Source organism: Bradyrhizobium sp. HKCCYLRH2047 (assembly GCF_051168175.1).
Lineage (GTDB): Bacteria > Pseudomonadota > Alphaproteobacteria > Rhizobiales > Xanthobacteraceae > Bradyrhizobium.
Genome location: NZ_JBNPUM010000001.1, coordinates 365054 through 384703, shown reverse-complemented (window position 1 = coordinate 384703; position 19650 = coordinate 365054). Strand labels below are relative to the sequence as shown.

Genomic DNA, 19650 nt, shown 5'->3' with positions numbered 1-19650 from the left:
GCCGACCGATCATGCAGAAGAACGCCATCTTCCAGTCAAAGCTGCTGCCGTTCGTGCTGGTCGCTCCCCAGCTTGCGATCGTGCTGATCTTCTTCTATTGGCCCGCCATCCAGGCCGTCATCCAGTCGTTCCTGCTGCAGGACGCGTTCGGCCTGTCCACGAGCTTCGTCTGGTTCGAGAACTACGCCGACCTGCTCAGCCAGCCGGACTATTTTGAAGCCATTCTCCGCACCTTCGGCTTCTCCTTCGCCATCGCATTCTCGTCGCTGTCGGTCGCGCTGCTGCTCGCGGTCATGGCGGACAAGCCGCTGCGCGGCGTGACGCTGTACCGGACGCTGCTGATCTGGCCCTATGCCGTGGCGCCGCCGGTGGTGGGCGTGCTCTGGATCTTCATGCTGCATCCCTCGCTCGGCGTGATCTCGCGCTATCTGCGCGCCATGGGCATCGACTGGAATCCGCTGCTCGACGGCGACCAGGCGGCGCTGCAGATCATTCTCGCGGCCGCCTGGAAGCAGATCTCCTACAACTTCCTGTTCTTCCTCGCCGGGCTGCAGAGCATCCCCAAGAGCGTGCTCGAAGCCGCCGCGATCGATGGCGCACGGCCGATGCGGCGGTTCTGGACCGTGACCTTCCCGCTGCTGTCGCCGACCATCTTCTTCCTGCTGGTGATCAACATCGTCTACGCCTTCTTCGAGACGTTCGGCATCATCGACACGATGACCCGCGGCGGTCCTGGCAAGTCCACCGAGACGCTGGTCTACAAGGTCTACACCGATGGCCTGCTCGGCGGCAATCTCGGCTCCTCGGCTGCACAATCCGTCGTTCTGATGGTCATCGTCATCGTGCTGACGGCGATCCAGTTCCGCTTCGTCGAGCGCAAGGTGACCTACTGATGGTCGAGCAAGAAGGCATTCGACGCTACGTCGCGCATGTCATCCTGTGGATCGGAATCGCGATCGTCGCGTTCCCGGTCTATCTCGCATTCGTCGCCTCGACGCAGGACAATGCGGTGATCGCCAACGGGCAGATGTCGCTGCTGCCGGGCGGGCACTTCCTGTCGACCTACTATCAGACGATCTTCGTCGGCACGAGCGGCTCGACCCGCGAGCCGGTTGCGACCATGCTTTTGAACTCGCTGGTCATGGCGCTCTCGATCGCCGTCGGCAAGATCGCGATCTCGATCATCTCGGCGTATGCGGTCGTCTACTTCCGCTTCCCGTTCCGCATGCCGATCTTCTGGCTCATCTTCATCACCCTGATGCTGCCGGTCGAGGTGCGCATCTATCCAACCTACAAGATCGTCGCCGACCTCCATATGCTCGACAGTTATGCGGGGCTCGCGCTGCCGCTGATCGCGTCCGCCACCGCGACGCTGCTGTTCCGCCAGTTCTTCATGACCGTGCCGGACGAGCTGCTGGAGGCGTCCCGCATCGACGGCGCCGGGCCGTTCCGCTTCTTCTGGGACACCCTGCTGCCGCTGTCGCGCACCAACATGGCGGCGCTATTCGTGATCCTGTTCATCCTCGGCTGGAATCAATATCTCTGGCCGCTGCTGATCACGACGCGCGACGACATGCAGACCATCCAGATCGGCATCCGCAAGATGATCACGACGACCGACGCGCTGACGGAGTGGCCGATCGTCATGGCGACCGCAGTGCTCGCGATGCTGCCGCCGGTGTTCGTCGTCGTCGTCATGCAGCGCCTGTTCGTCAAGGGGCTGGTGGAGACGGAAAAGTGAGGACGGCGAATAGGGAGTGGCGAATAGCGAATAGAGACATCCGGGCATCAGAAGCCGTTCGCCTTCCCCTCCTCGCCACTCCCCATTCGCCATTCGCCTGCCACCGCCCGCTGCTCAACCTCTACCGGTAATCATTCCATGGCCAACGTCACCCTCCGCAACGTCCGCAAGGTCTACCAGGGCGGCTTCGAAGCCATCAAAGGCGTCGATATCGATGTCGGCGACGGTCAGTTCTGCGTGCTGGTCGGCCCGTCGGGCTGCGGCAAATCCACCCTGCTGCGGATGGTCGCGGGGCTCGAGACGATCACCTCGGGGGAGATCGACATCGGCGGCCGCATCGTCAATGCGATCGAGCCGGCCGATCGCGACATCGCGATGGTGTTCCAGAACTACGCGCTCTATCCGCATATGACCGTCTACAACAACATGGCCTACGGCCTGCGCAATCGCGGCATGGCCGAGAAGGAGATCAGGACGCGCGTCGAGGACGCCGCTCGCATCCTCGAGCTCGGCACCATGCTCGAGCGGAAGCCGCGCCAGCTCTCCGGCGGCCAGCGCCAGCGCGTCGCGATGGGCCGCGCCATCGTGCGCCAGCCCAAGGTGTTCCTGTTCGACGAGCCGCTCTCCAACCTGGACGCCAAGCTGCGCATCGCGATGCGGGTCGAGATCCGCAAGCTGCAGCGCCGGCTCAACACCACCGCGATCTACGTCACCCACGACCAGCTCGAGGCGATGACGCTCGCCGACATCCTGGTGGTGATGAACGGCGGCAAGGTCGAGCAGATCGGCAATCCGCTCGAGATCTATCAGAAGCCCGCCACCACCTTCGTCGCATCGTTCATCGGCGCGCCGCCGATGAACCTGATGCCGGTCGATGGCCTCCGTCCCCAGTTGCACGGTGCCGACGCGGTTCCCGCCGATGCCGGCCAGCTCGGCATCCGCCCTGAAGATTTCGAGCTCGGCGACACCGTTCCGGCGGGCGGGGTCGGGCTCGACCTCCGCGTCGAAGCGATCGAGCACGTCGGCGCCGAAACCTATGTCTACGGCGCGCGCCAGGACGCCGGCAGCGACGACCGGCTCTCCGCCACCGCCAACGACATCATCGTGCGGCTGCCGGGCACGGCCGCGCCGGAGATCGGCGCGCGGATTCGCGCCGTGGCGCCGCGGGCCAAGCTGCACCTGTTCTCGGCCGACGGCCGGCAGCGGCTATCGGCTTAAGCCCTTCCACAGGCTGACCGTTCCGGCGCACTCGGGGTGCTTGAACGCACCCCGGATCGTGCCCATATTGCTGCTCAAGGGGTGCCGACAGGGCCCTGATACATCAAAGTCGCTTCGAGAGGACTTTGTAAACCATGTCTCGTGTTCCTTCGCTCTCCAGTCCGTTTCTGCTGGGCTTCGACGAGATCGAGCGCGTGCTCGACCGCGTCGTCAAAGGTGCCGACGGGTATCCGCCGTACAATATCGAGCGGTTCGAACGCACCAATGGCCAGCCCGAGCGTCTGCGGATCACGCTGGCGGTGGCGGGTTTCACCCGCGACCAACTCGATGTCACCATTGAGGAAAACCAGCTGGTCATCCGCGGCCGGCAGCAGGACGACAAGACCAGGCAATACATTCATCGCGGCATTGCCGCGCGCCACTTCCAGCGCACCTTCGTGCTGGCGGAGGGAATGCATGTGCTCGGTGCGGACCTGAAGAACGGGTTGTTGTCGGTCGATCTGGCCAGGCCGGAGCCTGAGCGGATCGTTAAGACAATAGCGATCAATGAACACGAATAATGGTTTGATGGAACGAGTAGCGGACTCGACCGCTTGAGTCTCAGAAGGAGTCGAGACCATGACTGAAGGTAATGTTGCGTCGGAATCCCCCGTCTCCCTGGAGTCGCTGGCTACCTTGGGCGAGGGCCACATTGCTTATGTGAAGCAGATCCGCTCCGAGGACGTACCGGGACTGTTTCCGCAGGCACCGCACATCGCGCCGGGACTGAAGCTGTTCGCCTTGCATGCCGCTGACGGCACGCCGATCATGCTCACCGACAGCCGCGAAGCCGCGATTGCGAATGCTTGGAGCCACGAACTCCAGGCCGTGAGCGTGCACTGACGCAAAGGCCGCGCCGCAGCGCCTGCGGCAACCGCGTCTCGTGAGACTTGATGCTCACGAGATCCATGTGGCTCACGCACTGACACGAGGGCGGTCCCCGGAAACGGGGGCGGCCCTTTTTTCTGCCCGGAGCGAGCGCCGCACATGACGTTGCCGACAACACCCCTGAGCGCCGCAGAGCTGAGCGCAGATCGTGCGCTCGCGGACGCACTGCTCGCGCTCAACAATGCGCATGCCTCGGAGCTGTCCTGGCTCTCGCCCGATGCGCTGGAGCAGCTGGTCGATCGAGCCTGGCGCGCCCGGCGCGTTGGTTGGGCCGACGCGTTGGTGATCGCGCTGGATCACGCCGCCGCCTATGACAATCCGAATCACCGCTGGTTCCGGGCGCGCTACGATCGGTTCGTCTATGTCGACCGCATCGTGGTGGCGCCGGCCGCCCGCGGCCGGGGCCTGGCGCGGCAGCTCTATGAGGAGCTGATTCGGGAGGCGACCGCGGCGGGCCACGACCACATCGTCTGCGAGGTCAATCTGGATCCGCCCAATCCGCAGTCGGACGCGTTTCATGCTGCGCTCGGCTTCGCGCCGTTGGCGATGGCCGGCATCCATGGCGGCGCCAAGACGGTGCGCTACATGGCGAGATCGTTGCGATAGCCGGCGTCAGACGACGCGGCTGCTGAAAGCGCCTTTGAGAAATTTGTTTCCATCGATGTCTGGAACGGTCGATTTGACAACCAGATACAATCCAACCGGGTTTAAGGCGAAGGTGTCCAATCCTTAAGTTGTCCCCGTTGCGGCACGCGCTAGTCCGATGTGTGACGAGCATGTGTAGGGATGGCAAATGCATGGATCACGGCTTGATGCAGGCGGCGTCTATCGAGAGCTTGCACGCGGGACCCTCCCCAACCGGCACGTCTTTGTGGACAGTCCTCCGCCGGGACCGAGCCCTTACTACGTCATCTGCAACAGCGTGCCGAAAGCAGGAACGTACCTGCTGGTCGAACTCGTCAGAGCGCTGGGTGGTCACGTCGATGTCGGCTATCACACCTACACGTCATCGATCAGCAGGCTGAATCCCGACGGCTCGCTCGACTACGGACGCGCGCTCCCGGCGCCGCTCTGGGCGTCGGCCCTGAGCTCCGGCTACTCCTGCGCCTCGCACACCGAGTACTGTCCGTATCTCGAGCAATACCTGCTGGGCAGACCGGACCACAAGATGCTGTTCATCGTCCGCGACCCCCGCGACATCGTCGTGAGCTGGGTCGACTTCGTCTACCATTCGGCGGCCTACCCGAAGATGCGGAAGTGGAACGCCTATCTGCGGGCGGCCGGATCGGCTGCTCACCCCGACGACGCCTCCCGAATCACGTCGACCCTCCTCTCTTTGCCCCGGTCCGGCATCAAGAACTTCATGAGCTGGCTGGACTCGCCGGCCTGCCTGACCGTGAGGTTCGAAGAGCTCTATGCAGAGCTCGCGGCCGACGATGTGGCGCGGTCGTCGTTTCCCGTCCTTCACGGCATCTGTGACTACCTGGGGCTGCCGCGGAAGACGGCCGCGGAGGTCGATGTGCTCGGCCGCGGTCTGACGTCGTCGGGACGGGGCCGGAAGGTCGGCATCTACAAGGAGCGAATGATGCCGCATCATTTCGACCTGCTCCGCAGCGAGGCCTTCCAGGAGCTCGTCGTCGAGTTCGGCTACGAGCCGACGCCGTTGCACCCACCCGCGCGGACGAGCGGGTTCAGTGCGGCGCGGAAGCTCGCCAGCAGGCTTTCCCGGTCCTTGCAGGGCGGCGGCGCGATACGACGTCAGGCCGCGGAGGCGGGCGGCAGCGCCAGCACCGAATAGATCGCCTGGGCGTCGCGCGAGGCACGGAGCTTCTTGGCGACATCCTGGTCGCGGAGCAGCCGGGCGATCCGCGCCAGGGCCTTCAGATGGTCGGCACCGGCGCCTTCCGGCGCCAGCAGCAGGAACACCAGATCGACCGGCTGGCCGTCCATGGCCTCGAAATCGATCGGCCGCTCCAGCCGGGCGAACAGGCCGAACAGCTTCTCCAGCTTCGGCAGCTTGCCGTGCGGAATCGCCACGCCATACCCGACGGCCGTGGTTCCGAGCTTCTCCCGCTGCAGCAGCACTTCGAAGATGTTGCGCTCGTTCTGCCCGGTCAGCGCAGCCGCGCGGGCGGCAAGCTCCTGCAGCGCCTGCTTCTTACTGATGACCTTCAAAGCCGGCACGATCGCCTCGGGTGCGACCAGATCGGTAATCGGCATAGGGCGTTCCGAGGTGATTGAACCGTCAGGGTGCGAAATAGGTCGGGACAGACCGGCGTCAAGAAGCTGAGGCGGCAGGCGGGCTTAACCCGTGTCCGATGGGTGGGGCTTCTACCCCAACGCAACGGCCGTGCCAACACCCGCAAGCGTGTTCCCGCAGCCTATCCTTAAAGATCGCCGGAGCGTGGCGGCCTGAAGGCGCCAGCGCCCCAACCGCTTGGTCGCATCCCTTCATTGCCGTGGCGTGACGTCGCAACCCGTCCGCCAACCGCCTGATCGGGAACCGGTTTTCGCGCCGCCAGGAGATCCCTGGAACGCATCCGCGTGACTACGGTTTCACCGCCGGTGGATCGACCCAGCCGATATTGCCGTCGGCGCGGCGGTAGATGATGTTCACCCGGCCGCTGGAGCCATGCTGAAACACCATGCAGGGCGCCCCCGAAAGATCGAGCTCCATGACCGCTTCCGACACCGACAGCCGCTTCAGCGCCGTGGTGTTCTCGGCAATGATCACCGGACTGTAGCCAGTGATCTCCTCGTCGCCCTCGGCCGGCGCCTCGATCACATAGCTCGGCGCATCCAGCACCGCGCCGTCGAGATTGGCGAGCGCCGCATTGGCCGCATGGGATTTGCGCCCCGAGCGGTCCTTCAGCCGGCTCTTGTAGCGGCGCAGGCGCTTCTCGATCATCAGGAGCGCCTGGTCGGCGCTGGCATAGGCGTCCGGCGCATTCGATTCGGCCTCGAGCGTGATGCCGGAATCGAGGTGCAGGGCGCAATCGGTCTTGAACCCGAAACCGTCCTTGGAGAGCGTGACATGGCCGGAATAGTTGCCGTCGAAGTATTTTCGCAAGACTTCGTCGGTGCGCTCGCTGACGCGCCCACGCAGCGCTTCGCTGACGCTGATGCTCTTTCCGGAAATCCGCAGGGTCATGTGTCGCCTCGATTCATGTGAACCAAGTGTGACACTAAGCCTATTTGGTTAAGGCGCAATCGCGGGGCACGGTCAAACTGACGCGGCATCCCGGGTGCGGTCGGCGCTGGCGGGGGCCGACAGGGCATGCGCCAGCATGCTCTGCTTGTCGCGGCGGCGCTGCACCGAGGACGGGATCCGCATCGCCTCCCGGTATTTCGCGACCGTGCGGCGGGCGATATCGATGCCGGCGGTCCGCAGCTTCTCGACGATGGTGTCGTCGGAGAGAATTGCGGAGGGATCTTCCGCATCGATCAGCTGCTTGATGTGATGGCGCACGGCTTCCGCCGAGTGCGCCTCGCCGCCATCGGCCGATGCGATCGAGGCGGTGAAGAAATATTTCAGCTCGAACGTGCCGCGATTGGTCGCCATGTATTTGTTGGCGGTGACGCGCGACACGGTCGATTCATGCATCTGGATCGCATCCGCAACGGCCTTCAAGTTGAGCGGCCGCAGATGCGCGACGCCGTGGGTGAAGAAGCCGTCCTGCTGGCGCACGATTTCGGTCGCGACCTTCAGGATCGTGCGGGCGCGCTGATCGAGCGCACGCACCAGCCACGTCGCGTTCTGCAGGCAGTCGGTGAAGTAGGACTTGTCGCCGTCCTTGCGGATCGTCTTCGACAGCTCGGAGTAATAGTGCTGGTTCACCAGGACGCGCGGCAGCGTGTCGCTGTTGAGCTCGACCAGCCAGCCGCCGTCGGGACCCGGGCGGACGTAGACGTCGGGCACCATGGTCTGTGTGCGCGTGGTGCCGAACTTCAGCCCCGGCTTCGGATCGAGCCTGCGGATCTCGCCGATCATGTCGACGAGGTCCTCGTCGTCGACGCCGCACAGCTTGCGAAGGGCGACGAAGTCGCGCTTGGCAAGGAGATCGAGGTGCTCGACCAGCGCCTGCATCGCCGGATCGTAGCGGTCGAGCTCACGCAGCTGGATTGCGAGACATTCGCTCAAATTGCGGGCGCAGATGCCGGGCGGATCGAACGTCTGCAGCACGCCGAGCACGGCATCGACGTCGGCCTGCTCGGTGCCGAGCCGGTCGGCGGCCTGGCCGAGATCGGCGGGCAGATAGCCGGCCTCGTCGACGAGATCGATCAGATACTGGCCGATCATGCGGTCGGCCGGCGCGGTGAAGGCCACCGCCGCCTGCTCGGCGAGATGATCCGACAGCGTGGTCTCGGCCGCGACGAAGGCTTCGAGATTGTAGTCCTCATCACCGGAGGCGCCACCGCCCCATTCGGTGTAGGTGGTCGGCGCGGCGTCCTGCGCAGTCCGCGCGGCCGCTTCGGCGGGCTCTTCGGAGAACACATTCTCAAGCCCGGAATCGAGCGTCTGTTCGATCTCCGTACGGGTGCCGAGATCGCGGCTCATCCAGTCGTCCTGGGCGCCCTCGAAGCTCTCGCCGCCGCTCGCGCCCTCGCCGAAATCGTCGCCGCCGGCCTCGCCACCTTCCGAGAACTCGGCCCGCTCGGACATCTGCTGCTCGCCGGCGACCGGCGCTTCCGGACCGTCGCTCGCGCGCTCCAGCAGCGGGTTGCGCTCCAGCTCCTCTTCGACAAACGTGGAGAGGTCGAGATTGGACAATTGCAGCAGCTTGATCGCCTGCATCAGCTGCGGCGTCATCACCAGCGACTGCGACTGGCGGAATTCTAATCTCTGCGTCAACGCCATGGGAGCAAGAACATTCCCTTACTGGTCCAATTCTTGCTTATCCTAATCCGCGCGCGATGTACACGGCTTGACGAATAAGAAAAAGGGAGTATGGCGCGCGCGGAAGACGAGGTTACCGGCCCTCGCAAAGCAGTTGGAAACAGCGGTATTCGCAGCGTTTCCGCGACCTGTCCCGTGTCCGACAAAGCGGACAAACAGCGCGTCGGCAATCCTACAGCCGGAATTCCTCACCGAGATACAGCCGGCGCACGTCGGGATCGGCGACGATCTCCTCCGGGCTGCCTTCGGTGAGAATCTGCCCCGCATAGACGATGTAGGCACGATCGGTGAGGCCGAGCGTCTCGCGGACGTTATGGTCGGTGATGAGCACGCCGATGCCGCGGTTGGTGAGATGGCGCACCAGCTGCTGGATGTCGCCGACCGCGATCGGATCGATGCCGGCGAACGGCTCGTCGAGCAGCATGTAGTTCGGGCGCGTCGCCAGCGCGCGCGCGATCTCGACGCGGCGACGCTCGCCGCCGGACAGCGCGATCGACGGCGACTTGCGCAGCCGCGTGATGGTGAACTCTTCCAGCAACGCGTCGAGCTCGCGCTCGCGCTTCTTCCGCGACGGCTCGACCACCTCGAGCACGGCGCGGATGTTCTGCTCGACGGTGAGGCCGCGGAAGATCGAGGCCTCCTGCGGCAGGTAGCCGATGCCGAGCCGCGCGCGCTGATACATCGGCAGCCGCGTCACGTCATGGCCATCGAGCTCGATGGCGCCGCGATCGGCCTTGATCAGGCCGGTGATCATGTAGAACACGGTGGTCTTGCCGGCGCCGTTCGGCCCGAGCAGGCCGACGGCCTCGCCGCGGCGGACATAGATCGAGACGCCACGCACGACCTGGCGGCTGCCAAAGCTCTTCTCGATCGAATGCACGGCAAGGAAGCCCGGCCGGCGCAGCAATTGCGGGCCACCGCCTGCGCCATTGTTGCGCGGCTTGGCCGGTGCCGGCTGTGAGGCCGGCCGCTTGCGCTGGATCTGCTCGGTGTTCTGCGGCGAGCGCGGATTGATGCGTGGCACCGTTTCATCGCGCACGGAGTCGGCGAGCGCGGCGAGCGGATCATCGCTGTAGGAATTGCCGAACGGATCGTCCATGGCCGTGATGTCGTCGCGCCGGCGCGAGGAGCCTCGCTGGCCGCGCTTGGCGGGACGCCCACGAAACATGCCGAGTAGATCCACCATCCCCGCTTCGCTTACGCCCTTCGAGGCTGCCCGTCACCGACCGCAGCGCTGGCTCGCCCGCTCACCGCGAGCGAACGCATCTCACCTCTCTCGCGGATCACAGGGAGCGCGAGGCCGGCCAAAGCGCGGCAGGCCGCGCTTCGGAGTCTGTCGTCTGACGGCGAAGTCGCGGTCGCCACGCAGGCGACCGATCGCAAGATCGCAATCGTGTCCGGCATCACTCTTTCGCAGCCATGCAACGGGCTCCACGGCCTCCCGTTACATCGGTCCTGCGACAGAACCGCCCGCCCGCTAGATAGAGGCAGCAGCGGCGCGGTTCAACTGGGCCGCCGGCGTTTTGCTAAATAATTGAAGTCACTTCGATTTGCCTGGACCGAGCTGCAGCGGCGCGGCGCTGCCCGGAGCCGAGGCGGTCGACGGACCGCAGCCGCCGCCCGCGCCGGCGCCGGCCTGCGGCAGCAGCACCTGCACGCCGCGCCCGCTGTCGGATTCGACGCGCGACACGCCCGTGGTCATGTCCACCGTCAAGCGGTCGCCACGCATCACGTTCTTGCACTGGGTCAGCACCACGCCGCCCTGCATCGAGATCATGTTGGTCTTGGTGTCGTAGACCGCGGTCTCGCCGGTCACGACCTGATCCTTCTGGGTCACCTTGACGTCGCCGCGCGCCTCCAACCGGCGAATCGCCGAGCTGCCGTCCGGCCCCGGCGTCGCCGCCGGCGTGGCCTTGGTCGACTTGGCGCCGCCCGGCTGGGCGCCGCCGTCGTAGAACACCACCAGCGACTTCGAGGTCATGGTGGTATCGCCCTGCACGACCTTGACGTTGCCGGTGAAGGTCGCCTCCTTCTTCTTGTCGCGCATCTCGAGCGCAGCGGCCTCGATCTGGATCGGCTGGTCGCGGTTCTGCGAAAATCCCTGCAGCGCGTTCGGCACCCCGGTGGTCGCGCTCTGCGCCTGCAGCGGATCGGCGAACGCGATCAGCGCCAGCGCACCGAACGAGGCGCCGCGCCGGACCGCGGCAATCAAACGATACGTCGTCATGAGCTCACTTCACGTTGCGGGCCGGACGGCCGGGATCGGCGCTCGCGGTCGTGGCCGGAGCGGCATTCATGTTGTCGAGGTTCATCATCACGTTGCCCTCGAAGCGGATGACCTCGCCATTGTCGGTGATGCGCAGGCGGTCGGCGGAAAGCGTCCCGTTGGTGAGCTTGACGTCGACGCGCTCGTCCGAGCTCACGGTGCCCTTGGCCATGTCGACCGAGGCCCGGCTCAGCCGCGCCTCGTAGCCCGTCGACGTCGTCAGCAGGATGTCCTTCTTCAGCTCGAGCTGCTGCTGCTTGGTGTCGAACACGCCGGTATTGGCCTTCAACGTCACCGTCGACTGATCCTCCATCAGCACCTTGGCGCGGAGGATGTTGAGCTCGACGTGATCGGGATCGGTGAGGTCCTGCACCGCGCTCCGGGCGACGAGATCATAGGGCCGCTGGTCCGGCGTGAAGCCGGTCAGATGCGGCGTCTCCATCGTGATCTTGCGGCCGGAAATGACGAGGTTGCCGGTGAGATTGGGGGTGTTGATCTCCATGTGGAACGGATTGAACAGCGCGATGCCGATCACGACCGCCATCGCCAGTCCGACCGCCGCCGGCACCGCGACCCGCAGCACGCGCACGAAACGGCTGTGGCGCGCCGCGACCGCAAAGCGCGCCTGCAGGGTGGGATCATAGGCGGGGTTGTGGACCGAGTTCACCAGGGCTCCGACGGACACGGGATGCGCGCGAAACAGCGCCCATCCTACCATGGGGGGCCCCACCATTGCAGCCTGGAACTGGCGCGAAATCGCGACGCAAGGGCCTCGCGATCATTACGAGACATTAATGATCGTGAACACGTCTGCGATTCGCCCCCGTCAGGAATGCGCGAAGATGTCCTCGGCCTCGAATCCGCCCAGATCGAGGGTGGCCCGGTGGGGCAGGAACGCGAAGCAGGCCTGCGCCAACGCCAGCCGCCCTTCGCGCGCGAGCATCACGTCGAGCTTCTCGCGCAGGGCATGCAGGTGCAGCACGTCGGAGGCGGCATAAGCGAGCTGCGGCTCGCTGAGCTGCTCGGCGCCCCAATCGCTCGACTGCTGCTGCTTGGAGAGATCGACATTGAGCAGCTCGCGCACGAGATCCTTGAGGCCGTGGCGGTCGGTGTAGGTGCGCGCCAGCCGCGAGGCGATCTTGGTGCAGTACACCGGCTGCGGCATCACCCCGAACGCGTGAAACAGCGCCGCGACGTCGAAGCGCGCGAAGTGGAAGATCTTGGTGATGTCGGGGTTGCCGAGCAGCGCCTTCAGGTTCGGTGCGTCGGTGTGCCCCTTCGGGATCTGCACCACGTCGGCCGAGCCGTCGCCGGGCGACAGCTGCACTACGCACAGCCGGTCGCGGTGCGGATTGAGCCCCATCGTCTCGGTGTCGATCGCGACCGACGAGGTGTAGCGGGAAAGATCGGGCAGGTCGCCGCGGTGCAGGCGTACGGTCATGGCTCTCAAAACCTCGGTCGAATCGAAATCGGATGCGACGGGCCGGAGCAACGCCGCGGGAAGCGCTCGGGAACCGGCTGTAGCCCGGCGCTGGTAACCAACCGGCAAACGCGCCGGGCCGGTCCGGAGATCAGCCGCGGGAATGCCAGCCCCGCCGCCCGGGCGCAAGGGCCGGACGGGGCAAGGTGATCGCATCCGAGCTGGCGCCGGCAGGTGTCACGCGGCCGGTCGAGGCGGCGCCCTCCTCATGAGGCGGTCGACCCGCCGGTTGCATCGCGCCAGATCGCACCCCGTCGATCGATGCAACTCTTGCATTGATCGATGCCGCCTTTGGCTTGGACAGAAAATGCCACTGGCCGTACGCGTGATATTGTCGCATGACTTCGCATCTGAAGTGCAGCGACCCAAGGCGGCCGCAGCATCTGCCGACAACGACATAATCACATGAGGAGGAAGCCAGGATGAAGGCACTTACAGGTATCATTGCGGCCGCTGTGCTGGCGGTCTCGTCGCCCTTGGCGACCGCGCGCGATTTCCGCTCCGCCGACGTGCACCCCGCCGATTATCCGACCGTCGAAGCCGTCAAGTTCATGGGCAAGCAGCTCGCGGCGGCGAGCGGCGGCAAGCTCGGCGTCAAGGTGTTTCCGAACGGGGCGCTGGGCTCCGAGAAGGACACGATCGAGCAGCTCAAGATCGGCGCGCTCGACATGATGCGCATCAACTCCTCGCCGCTCAACAATTTCGTGCCCGAGACCGTCGCGCTGTGCCTGCCCTTCGTGTTCCGCGACACCCAGCACATGCGCACCGTGCTGGACGGGCCGATCGGCGACGAGATCCTGGCCGCCATGGAGCCCGCCGGCCTGATCGGCCTCGCCTATTATGACAGCGGCGCGCGCTCGATCTACACCGTCAAGGCGCCGGTCAAGTCGCTCGCCGACCTCAAGGGCCTGAAGATCCGCGTCCAGCAGTCCGACCTCTGGGTCGGCATGATCCAGAGCCTCGGCGCGAACCCGACGCCGATGCCCTATGGCGAGGTCTACACCGCGCTCAAGACCGGCCTCGTCGACGCCGCCGAGAACAACTGGCCGTCCTACGAATCCTCGCGCCATTTCGAGGCCGCCAAGTTCTACAACGTCACCGAGCACTCGCTGGCGCCCGAAGTCCTGGTGATGTCCAAGAAGGTCTGGGACACCTTGAGCAAGGAGGATCAGGCGATGATCCGCAAGGCGGCCAAGGACTCCGTGCCGGTCATGCGCAAGCTGTGGGACGAGCGCGAGCAGACCTCCCGCAAGGCCGTCGAGGCCGCCGGCGTCCAGGTCGTGACGATCGCCAACAAGCAGGAATTCGTCGACGCGATGAAGCCGGTCTACCAGAAGTTCGCCGGCGACGAGAAGCTCTCGAGTCTCGTCAAGCGCATCCAGGATACCAAGTAAGAGTGGCGACGTAACAATCGCGACTTCAAAGACATCTACCAAGAACAACAATCATACGCTCCGGCGTCGCCCTCAGGCGGCGCCGGAGGAAGGCCAGGGGAGGGACGGGAATGACAGACCCACATGTCGGCGACCACGAGCATGGGGAGGGACGCCCGTCACGCGGCCCGCTGACGCGGATCAACGCCGTCATCGCGCGGCTGGGCATGTATCTGTCCGTCGCCGGCCTGCTCGTCATCGTCACCATCGTGTTCTACCAGGTGTTCGGCCGCTACGTGCTGAACTCCAGCCCGACCTGGACCGAGAACCTGGCGCTGGTCCTGATCCTCTATGTCACCTTGATCGGCGGCGCCGTCGGCGTCCGCGACGCCGGACATATCGGCATGGATAGTCTCCTCGTGATGCTGCCGGACTCGACGCGCGAGAAGATCGAGATCGTGATTCACGTGCTGGTCGCCCTGTTCGGCATCGCCATGGCCTACAACGGCTGGATCCTCGGCGCCTCCGTCGGCACCGTGAAGATCGCCAATCTCGGCCTGCCCGAGCTCGTCCGCTACGTCCCGCTGGTCGTCTCCGGGCTCCTGATCGTCTCCTTCTCGATCGAGCACATCATTGCTCTCCTGCGCGGTGAAGAGGTCATCCCGTCATGGAACTGATCATTCTCGGCGTCACGTTCTTCGGCTTTCTCATCCTCGGCGTCCCCGTCGCCTTCGCCATCGGCCTCTCCGCGATCTGCACCATTCTGTATGAAGGCCTGCCGGTCGCCGTCATCTTCCAGCAGATGATGTCGGGGATGAACATCTTCTCGTTCCTCGCCATCCCGTTCTTCGTGTTCAGCGGCGAGCTGATGCTGCATGGCGGCGTCGCCGACAAGATCGTGCAGCTCGCCAAGAACCTCGTCGGCCACATCCGCGGCGGACTCGGCATGTCCAACGTCGTCGCCTGCACGCTGTTCGGCGGCGTCTCCGGCTCACCCGTCGCCGACGTCTCGGCGATGGGCGCGGTGATGATCCCGATGATGAAGAAGGAAGGGTTCGACACCGACTACGCCGTCAACGTCACCACCCACGCCTCGCTGGTCGGCGCGTTGATGCCGACCAGCCACAACATGATCATCTATGCGCTGGCCGCCGGCGGCAAGGTGTCGATCGGCGCGCTGATCGCCGCGGGCCTCCTGCCGGCGATGGTGCTGATGGTCTGCATGCTGGTGGCCGCCTATGCGGTCGCCGTGAAGCGCGGCTATCCCGCCGGCAAGTTTCCAGGCTGGGCGGAAGTTTTCCGCTCGTTCGCGGCGGCGCTGCCCGGCCTTCTGATCGTCGGCATCATCCTGACGGGCATCCTGTCCGGCGTCTTCACCGCCACGGAGTCCGCGGCCGTCGCGGTGACCTACACGATCCTGCTGACGTTCTTCATCTACCGCACGATGACCCTGGGCAACTTCCTGCGCGCCGCCGCCAAGGCGGTGAAGACCACCGGCGTCGTGCTGCTGCTGATCGGCGTCTCCACCATGTTCCAGTACCTGATGGGACTTTACGAGGTCGCCGATTTCGCCGGCGACCTGATGAGCAAGGTCTCGACGCAGCCCTGGATGATCTTCCTCTTGATCAACGTCATCCTGTTCCTGCTCGGCACCTTCATGGACATGGCGGCGACCATCCTGATCTGCACGCCGATCTTCCTGCCGATCGCGATGAAGGCCGGCATGGATCCCGTGCAGTTCGGCATGCTGATGCTGATCAACTGCGCGCTCGGCCTCAACACCCCGCCGGTCGGCACCACGCAGTTCGTCGGCTGCGCCATCGGCGGCATCTCAGTCGGCGCCGTCATGCGCACCATCCTGCCGTTCTACGCCGCCCTGATCGCCGCCCTGATGTTCGTGACCTACGTGCCGGCCTTCTCGCTCTGGCTGCCGCGGCTGTTGATGGGGTATAAGGGATAGCCGTCCCGAGGATCGCCGGCTTCGGCCGGCGATCCTCCGCCGCATCCCGATGCGTTCGGCCTCGACCTGCCGCGACTGCTCGCGGTACACTCGACACCTGTCTCCACAGCAATCCGCGTGAGCGAGGATGGCCGCATTCTCGCATTTCCTGAATCTCGATCTGGCGTTGAAGTCGACATTCGACTTCACGCCGCTGATCGCGCATCTGGATCAGAGCGTGTACATTCTGCATCATGCGGAGCATGAGCGGGAGTTTCTGTTGGTCCTGGAGATCAACACGACAGAATCCCCCGATCCGACCACATGCACCGAGCAATTCCTGACGCTGATCGAATCGCTGCCCCAACCCGCGAGGGCGCTGTGGAACGGCTGCACGTCGCGCACCTTTTCCTACGGCTTCGAGGGCGGCCGCGAATTCCCCGCGCTTGAGACCACGATCTCCGCCGACCTGCTGCTGCGCATCGCAACGCTCGGCGCAGCCATCGGCATCACGGTGTATCCTTTTCGCAAGTCCCGCGGTCCCGAAGGCAAGGACCAACCGGATTCGCTCCCCTGACGGTCAGATCGCAAACTCGGCAACGAGGTCCGTGCTGCCGGCAAGAGCGGCAGGATCGTCTGCTCGATCGACACCGGCGAATATTCAGACGACTATCCGGATCTGGACTGGGCTGCCCCGCAGAGCGGCACCATGGTCGATCGGACAGGCAGGTCCGAATGAAAGGGAGCTTGCAATGGCGGCGATCGGATTCATCGGTCTGGGTGTCATGGGCGAGCCGATCTGCCGCAATCTGGCGCGGAAGTCCGGCGCCACGGTGTTCGGCTTCGATCGTGCGGACGCCCCGCTGGAGCGGCTCGCCGAGGTCGGCGTCATCAGGGCCGCGTCGCTCGCGGAGCTGGCGCGGGAGGCCGAATTGATCTTCATGGCGTTGCCGAGCGGCAAGCATGTCCAGGCCGTGTGCGACGGCGATGACGGCCTGCTCCGCCATGTCGAGGCGCGCCACACCATCGTCGACCTCGGCACCTCGCCGGTGCAGGCCAGCCGGGAGCTCGCCGCCCGTTTCGCCGCCAAGGGCGCGGCCTTCGCCGATGCGCCGATCGCCCGCACCCGGCAGGCGGCCGAGGACGGCACGCTGAGCGTGATGGTCGGGGCCGACGCGGCGACGTTCGAACGGCTGCGGCCGCTGATCGCGCTGTTCGCGACCGACATCACCCATTGCGGGGGCGTCGGCGCCGGCCAGGTCGTGAAGATCCTCAACAACATGGTGCTGATGCAGACCGTGGTCGCGCTCGGCGAGGCGCTGGAGACCGCCAAGCGTGCGGGCCTCGATCCCAAGCTGCTGTTCGAGACCCTCGCGAAGGGCTCCGCCGACAGCTTCGCGCTGCGCAACCACGGCATGAAGGCAATGCTGCCGGACACATTTCCCGAGCGCGCATTCTCGACCGAATATGCGCGCAAGGACATCGGCTACGCGCTGGATCTCGCCAGGTCCGTGCAGATCGATCTGCCGGGCGCGGAGCTCGCGGACCGACGTCTCGGAGAGGCGATTGAGGCGGGGTATGGCGATCTGTATTGGCCCGTGCTGGCGCGCGTGATCGCGGCGTCACGCACGGAGTGACCTGGACGTCGGACTTTGCCTCGCTGACAACGAGGTCGCGCCAGCAACATGCTTCGCAGCGACTAGGTCGCGCGTCTACGGCAGATCCTTGCTGCGAGGCAAACGAGGGCCGGCGAGCAGCGTGCAATGGAGCAAATAGTCTCCCATGCCCGAGTCGTCTTCCCAGGCTGTCGTCGCGGCGACCTCCCGCCAGCCGAGCTGACTGGCATCACGCTCAAATCGCCGCGGGCTCACTTCTACGAATGGCGCGGTCTCAATCTCGATCTTGTCGATGCTCCATTCGTAGACCAGCGCGGGCGCGCCAGGCCGGCGGCCGCAGTCCTCGAAATAGAGAAATGGATCGATCCCGATGAAGACGTTTCCCCGCAGCCAGGCGCCGGGCTGCGCAGAGTCCGGTGGCCTGCTGTACTGATACACAAGAACGCCGACGTCGATCGCCCACCAATCCTCGGCAACATGAACAACGCGCGCGACGACTTCATATATCGCACTTCCGCGATGCGCCATTGAGGCGATGATCTCGTCTCGCGGTTCGACTCGCGTCGGTGGCGGCTGCGCCCAGAATTCGAGCGCGAACGCGGTGCGGTCGCCGCGCGTGAAATCACCGTAATTGCCGTCCTGGATGATCCAGGCCGAGAGGCCGACAACGAGGTGATCCGCCATGACGATCCTGTTCGATGTTGCGATCATCTGCCAGATCGTGACGATCCAGCTATGATTAGCCCAACCTCTATATACACGATCCCGCGTCGTGATCTTGCAGACCAATAACACGGGCAAGTTGCAGATCTCATCCCAGCGGTTCACGGCACGATCCCAGCCACGGTCATTGCGAGGAGCGAAGCGACGAAGCAATCCAGGGCGACGCCCGGAGCCCTGGATTGCTTCGCTGCGCTCGCAATGACGGTGGAGTTGTTAGCTTACCTCCCATGCACGAACTGCCCGTCGTGCCAGTCTGTCGCAGTATTCCCGCTTGCACCGTCGGGCAAATCAGCTGCACATTTCCGCGCGTCCCTGCTGCCGCATGAGGGGCGTGTCGCGACCGTCACGAGACGTTGGCAGTGGGATGCGATGGGCGTGTGTCGACGCAGCGTGAGCTAATCGCGCGGACGAACGGCGATGCACGCACGGTCAAGTCGCGCGGTCCTGATATCCCGACGCTGATATCAACCTGGCGCAATGCTGGCGCATTGCGTGGGGGATGGTGGCCAACAAGCCCGGCGCACCAGGGAGAACGCGAAGCAGCCGTTAAAACCGTTGCGCAGGGAGGGCCGGATGCTCCGGCGCGTACCTGTGGTTCCTGCCGCCAGCATTTTCTTCCGCTGGCGGGCCATGGGTGCGGTCGGCACCCGGCCTTCCCTGCGCCCTCATGATTTGGAGGGCGAGACGATCAGCATGACTCGGGCGCGGATGCGTCGCGAGGTTGAGGAGGCTCGTCCAGAATGATTTCCGAGAAGCGCACGAGATCCGAGACGATGAGGACGACTGACACAGATGCATCTTCGTGCAGGAGGCGCCTTGCCTTTCTTCGTTACGCGATCGGATCAAAGTCTCACCAAGGTCTCGGTCCACTCCCCTCCCCCTTGCGGGGAGGGGTCGGGGGTGGGGGTCTCCGGGCGATGAAGCAAGCGACAGGCACCACCTCTCTGAAGCAAGAGAAGCGACGTGCGCCTCATTTGCAGCGGAGCGTGCGGACCCCCACCCCCAACCCCTCCCCGCAAGGGGGAGGGGATCTGACCGTCGCTGCGGCGAGATCGAGAATGACACGAGGTGTTGGCATGGCCGAACCGGAGCTCACGGCGAAAGCCGCCGATGCGCGGCGAAGCGTGTCTGCGACCGACGGGATGCGTGGTCCGGCGACTTCGGAGCTACAGCGATGTCGGGGAAAAATCAAAACCGAGCCTTAGCTCGGCGGCGCCACGCGAAGCTCGAAGAGCGAAGCGTGGTGCCCAGGAAAGGACTCGAACCTTCACGGCCGTTAAGCCACTGGCACCTGAAGCCAGCGCGTCTACCAATTCCGCCACCTGGGCATGTGGAGGCGGTGTGTACGGATCGAACGGCGGCTTGTCAAACCGCTGAACGCCCAAGATGACAATTTTTCTCACGCCATGCGCAAAAACACGGCCACTTTTCCGCGGTGCGGACGATGGGCTATACAGCGGGCCAGGATGG

20 protein-coding genes and 1 tRNA gene are annotated in these 19650 nt (G+C 64.9%); 12 read left to right on the top strand and 9 right to left on the bottom strand.

Annotation, left to right across the window (positions count from 1 at the left end; all coding sequences use genetic code 11):
* The first annotated feature begins 11 nt into the window (after nucleotides 1-11).
* The 7 genes from ugpA to ACQR1D_RS01775 all read left to right on the top strand — a co-directional run bounded on the left by ugpA (nucleotide 12) and on the right by ACQR1D_RS01775 (nucleotide 5684).
* Nucleotides 12-893: a sn-glycerol-3-phosphate ABC transporter permease UgpA gene (ugpA, locus tag ACQR1D_RS01805; protein WP_315805654.1), complete on the top strand. Its 882-nt coding sequence runs from the start codon at nucleotides 12-14 to the stop codon at nucleotides 891-893.
* Nucleotides 893-1741 (top strand): sn-glycerol-3-phosphate ABC transporter permease UgpE, encoded by an 849-nt coding sequence (gene ugpE, locus ACQR1D_RS01800; RefSeq protein ID WP_315805653.1) that lies wholly within the window; start codon nucleotides 893-895, stop codon nucleotides 1739-1741. The genes ugpA and ugpE overlap by 1 nt, the downstream gene beginning before the upstream one ends.
* Nucleotides 1742-1879: 138 nt before the next feature.
* A complete protein-coding gene (locus ACQR1D_RS01795) occupies nucleotides 1880-2959 on the top strand; it encodes a sn-glycerol-3-phosphate import ATP-binding protein UgpC (RefSeq protein WP_315805652.1) in 1080 nt (359 codons plus the stop codon).
* 134 nt (nucleotides 2960-3093) lie between these two features.
* Nucleotides 3094-3519 (top strand): Hsp20 family protein, encoded by a 426-nt coding sequence (locus ACQR1D_RS01790; protein ID WP_006613108.1) that lies wholly within the window; start codon nucleotides 3094-3096, stop codon nucleotides 3517-3519.
* 58 nt (nucleotides 3520-3577) lie between these two features.
* Entirely contained in the window at nucleotides 3578-3841 is a 264-nt protein-coding gene (locus tag ACQR1D_RS01785) for a DUF1150 family protein (RefSeq protein WP_009026315.1), read from the top strand.
* A 144-nt stretch (nucleotides 3842-3985) separates the two neighbouring features.
* The gene (locus ACQR1D_RS01780; RefSeq protein WP_434838706.1) at nucleotides 3986-4492 is read left to right on the top strand and encodes a GNAT family N-acetyltransferase; all 507 of its coding nucleotides are present in this window, start codon (nucleotides 3986-3988) and stop codon (nucleotides 4490-4492) included.
* Nucleotides 4493-4679: 187 nt separating this feature from the next.
* Entirely contained in the window at nucleotides 4680-5684 is a 1005-nt protein-coding gene (locus tag ACQR1D_RS01775; protein ID WP_434838707.1) for a sulfotransferase domain-containing protein, read from the top strand.
* Here the strand turns inward: ACQR1D_RS01775 and ptsN are convergent.
* The 7 genes from ptsN to ACQR1D_RS01740 form a co-directional block, all read right to left on the bottom strand.
* The gene (ptsN, locus tag ACQR1D_RS01770; RefSeq protein WP_315805649.1) at nucleotides 5645-6106 is read right to left on the bottom strand and encodes a PTS IIA-like nitrogen regulatory protein PtsN; all 462 of its coding nucleotides are present in this window, start codon (nucleotides 6104-6106) and stop codon (nucleotides 5645-5647) included. The two genes, ACQR1D_RS01775 and ptsN, sit on opposite strands and share 40 nt — an antisense overlap.
* Nucleotides 6107-6434: 328 nt before the next feature.
* The gene (gene hpf, locus ACQR1D_RS01765) at nucleotides 6435-7037 is read right to left on the bottom strand and encodes a ribosome hibernation-promoting factor, HPF/YfiA family (RefSeq protein ID WP_315741249.1); all 603 of its coding nucleotides are present in this window, start codon (nucleotides 7035-7037) and stop codon (nucleotides 6435-6437) included.
* A gap of 72 nt (nucleotides 7038-7109) precedes the next feature.
* The gene (rpoN, locus tag ACQR1D_RS01760; protein ID WP_434838708.1) at nucleotides 7110-8744 is read right to left on the bottom strand and encodes an RNA polymerase factor sigma-54; all 1635 of its coding nucleotides are present in this window, start codon (nucleotides 8742-8744) and stop codon (nucleotides 7110-7112) included.
* Nucleotides 8745-8955: 211 nt separating this feature from the next.
* Nucleotides 8956-9969, bottom strand: coding sequence for an LPS export ABC transporter ATP-binding protein (gene lptB, locus ACQR1D_RS01755; RefSeq protein WP_315805647.1), 1014 nt, complete (start codon nucleotides 9967-9969; stop codon nucleotides 8956-8958).
* Between the two features lie 354 nt (nucleotides 9970-10323).
* Nucleotides 10324-11010: an LptA/OstA family protein gene (locus tag ACQR1D_RS01750; protein WP_434838709.1), complete on the bottom strand. Its 687-nt coding sequence runs from the start codon at nucleotides 11008-11010 to the stop codon at nucleotides 10324-10326.
* Between the two features lie 4 nt (nucleotides 11011-11014).
* Nucleotides 11015-11716, bottom strand: a complete 702-nt coding sequence (gene lptC / locus ACQR1D_RS01745) for an LPS export ABC transporter periplasmic protein LptC (RefSeq protein WP_316215388.1) — start codon at nucleotides 11714-11716, stop codon at nucleotides 11015-11017.
* Nucleotides 11717-11875: 159 nt separating this feature from the next.
* On the bottom strand, nucleotides 11876-12490 hold the full coding sequence (locus ACQR1D_RS01740) for a ribonuclease D (RefSeq protein WP_315758171.1): 615 nt from the start codon (nucleotides 12488-12490) through the stop codon (nucleotides 11876-11878).
* Nucleotides 12491-12951: 461 nt separating this feature from the next.
* Here ACQR1D_RS01740 and ACQR1D_RS01735 point away from each other — a divergent pair, with 461 nt between their 5' ends.
* The 5 genes from ACQR1D_RS01735 (at nucleotide 12952) to ACQR1D_RS01715 (ending at nucleotide 17478) form a co-directional block, all read left to right on the top strand.
* Nucleotides 12952-13923, top strand: a complete 972-nt coding sequence (locus ACQR1D_RS01735; RefSeq protein ID WP_316178966.1) for a TRAP transporter substrate-binding protein — start codon at nucleotides 12952-12954, stop codon at nucleotides 13921-13923.
* Nucleotides 13924-14033: 110 nt separating this feature from the next.
* Complete coding sequence (locus ACQR1D_RS01730) at nucleotides 14034-14579, top strand: TRAP transporter small permease (RefSeq protein WP_434838710.1); 546 nt, start codon at nucleotides 14034-14036, stop codon at nucleotides 14577-14579.
* Nucleotides 14570-15862, top strand: coding sequence for a TRAP transporter large permease (locus ACQR1D_RS01725; protein WP_434838711.1), 1293 nt, complete (start codon nucleotides 14570-14572; stop codon nucleotides 15860-15862). Before ACQR1D_RS01730 ends, ACQR1D_RS01725 begins: the two co-directional genes overlap by 10 nt.
* A 127-nt stretch (nucleotides 15863-15989) precedes the next feature.
* Nucleotides 15990-16418 carry a hypothetical protein gene (locus ACQR1D_RS01720; protein WP_434838712.1) on the top strand — a complete coding sequence of 143 codons (429 nt, stop codon included), beginning with the start codon at nucleotides 15990-15992 and terminating at the stop codon, nucleotides 16416-16418.
* A 139-nt stretch (nucleotides 16419-16557) separates the two neighbouring features.
* Entirely contained in the window at nucleotides 16558-17478 is a 921-nt protein-coding gene (locus ACQR1D_RS01715) for an NAD(P)-dependent oxidoreductase (protein WP_434838889.1), read from the top strand.
* Between the two features lie 75 nt (nucleotides 17479-17553).
* Here the strand turns inward: ACQR1D_RS01715 and ACQR1D_RS01710 are convergent, their stop codons facing one another.
* Nucleotides 17554-18285 carry a hypothetical protein gene (locus ACQR1D_RS01710; RefSeq protein ID WP_434838713.1) on the bottom strand — a complete coding sequence of 244 codons (732 nt, stop codon included), beginning with the start codon at nucleotides 18283-18285 and terminating at the stop codon, nucleotides 17554-17556.
* Nucleotides 18286-19421: 1136 nt separating this feature from the next.
* Nucleotides 19422-19508, bottom strand: a tRNA-Leu gene (locus ACQR1D_RS01705).
* Nucleotides 19509-19650 lie beyond the last annotated feature (142 nt).

Coding starts and splice junctions, on each gene's coding strand:
- ptsN (WP_315805649.1), bottom strand. CDS start 6,106: ATGCCGATTACCGATCTGGTCGCACCCGAGGCGATCGTGCCGGCTTTG.
- ACQR1D_RS01780 (WP_434838706.1), top strand. CDS start 3,986: ATGACGTTGCCGACAACACCCCTGAGCGCCGCAGAGCTGAGCGCAGAT.
- ACQR1D_RS01730 (WP_434838710.1), top strand. CDS start 14,034: ATGACAGACCCACATGTCGGCGACCACGAGCATGGGGAGGGACGCCCG.
- ACQR1D_RS01740 (WP_315758171.1), bottom strand. CDS start 12,490: ATGACCGTACGCCTGCACCGCGGCGACCTGCCCGATCTTTCCCGCTAC.
- ACQR1D_RS01775 (WP_434838707.1), top strand. CDS start 4,680: ATGCATGGATCACGGCTTGATGCAGGCGGCGTCTATCGAGAGCTTGCA.
- ACQR1D_RS01750 (WP_434838709.1), bottom strand. CDS start 11,010: ATGACGACGTATCGTTTGATTGCCGCGGTCCGGCGCGGCGCCTCGTTC.
- ACQR1D_RS01785 (WP_009026315.1), top strand. CDS start 3,578: ATGACTGAAGGTAATGTTGCGTCGGAATCCCCCGTCTCCCTGGAGTCG.
- ACQR1D_RS01735 (WP_316178966.1), top strand. CDS start 12,952: ATGAAGGCACTTACAGGTATCATTGCGGCCGCTGTGCTGGCGGTCTCG.
- lptB (WP_315805647.1), bottom strand. CDS start 9,969: ATGGTGGATCTACTCGGCATGTTTCGTGGGCGTCCCGCCAAGCGCGGC.
- ACQR1D_RS01790 (WP_006613108.1), top strand. CDS start 3,094: ATGTCTCGTGTTCCTTCGCTCTCCAGTCCGTTTCTGCTGGGCTTCGAC.
- ACQR1D_RS01720 (WP_434838712.1), top strand. CDS start 15,990: ATGGCCGCATTCTCGCATTTCCTGAATCTCGATCTGGCGTTGAAGTCG.
- ugpA (WP_315805654.1), top strand. CDS start 12: ATGCAGAAGAACGCCATCTTCCAGTCAAAGCTGCTGCCGTTCGTGCTG.
- hpf (WP_315741249.1), bottom strand. CDS start 7,037: ATGACCCTGCGGATTTCCGGAAAGAGCATCAGCGTCAGCGAAGCGCTG.
- ACQR1D_RS01725 (WP_434838711.1), top strand. CDS start 14,570: ATGGAACTGATCATTCTCGGCGTCACGTTCTTCGGCTTTCTCATCCTC.
- ACQR1D_RS01795 (WP_315805652.1), top strand. CDS start 1,880: ATGGCCAACGTCACCCTCCGCAACGTCCGCAAGGTCTACCAGGGCGGC.
- ugpE (WP_315805653.1), top strand. CDS start 893: ATGGTCGAGCAAGAAGGCATTCGACGCTACGTCGCGCATGTCATCCTG.
- rpoN (WP_434838708.1), bottom strand. CDS start 8,744: ATGGCGTTGACGCAGAGATTAGAATTCCGCCAGTCGCAGTCGCTGGTG.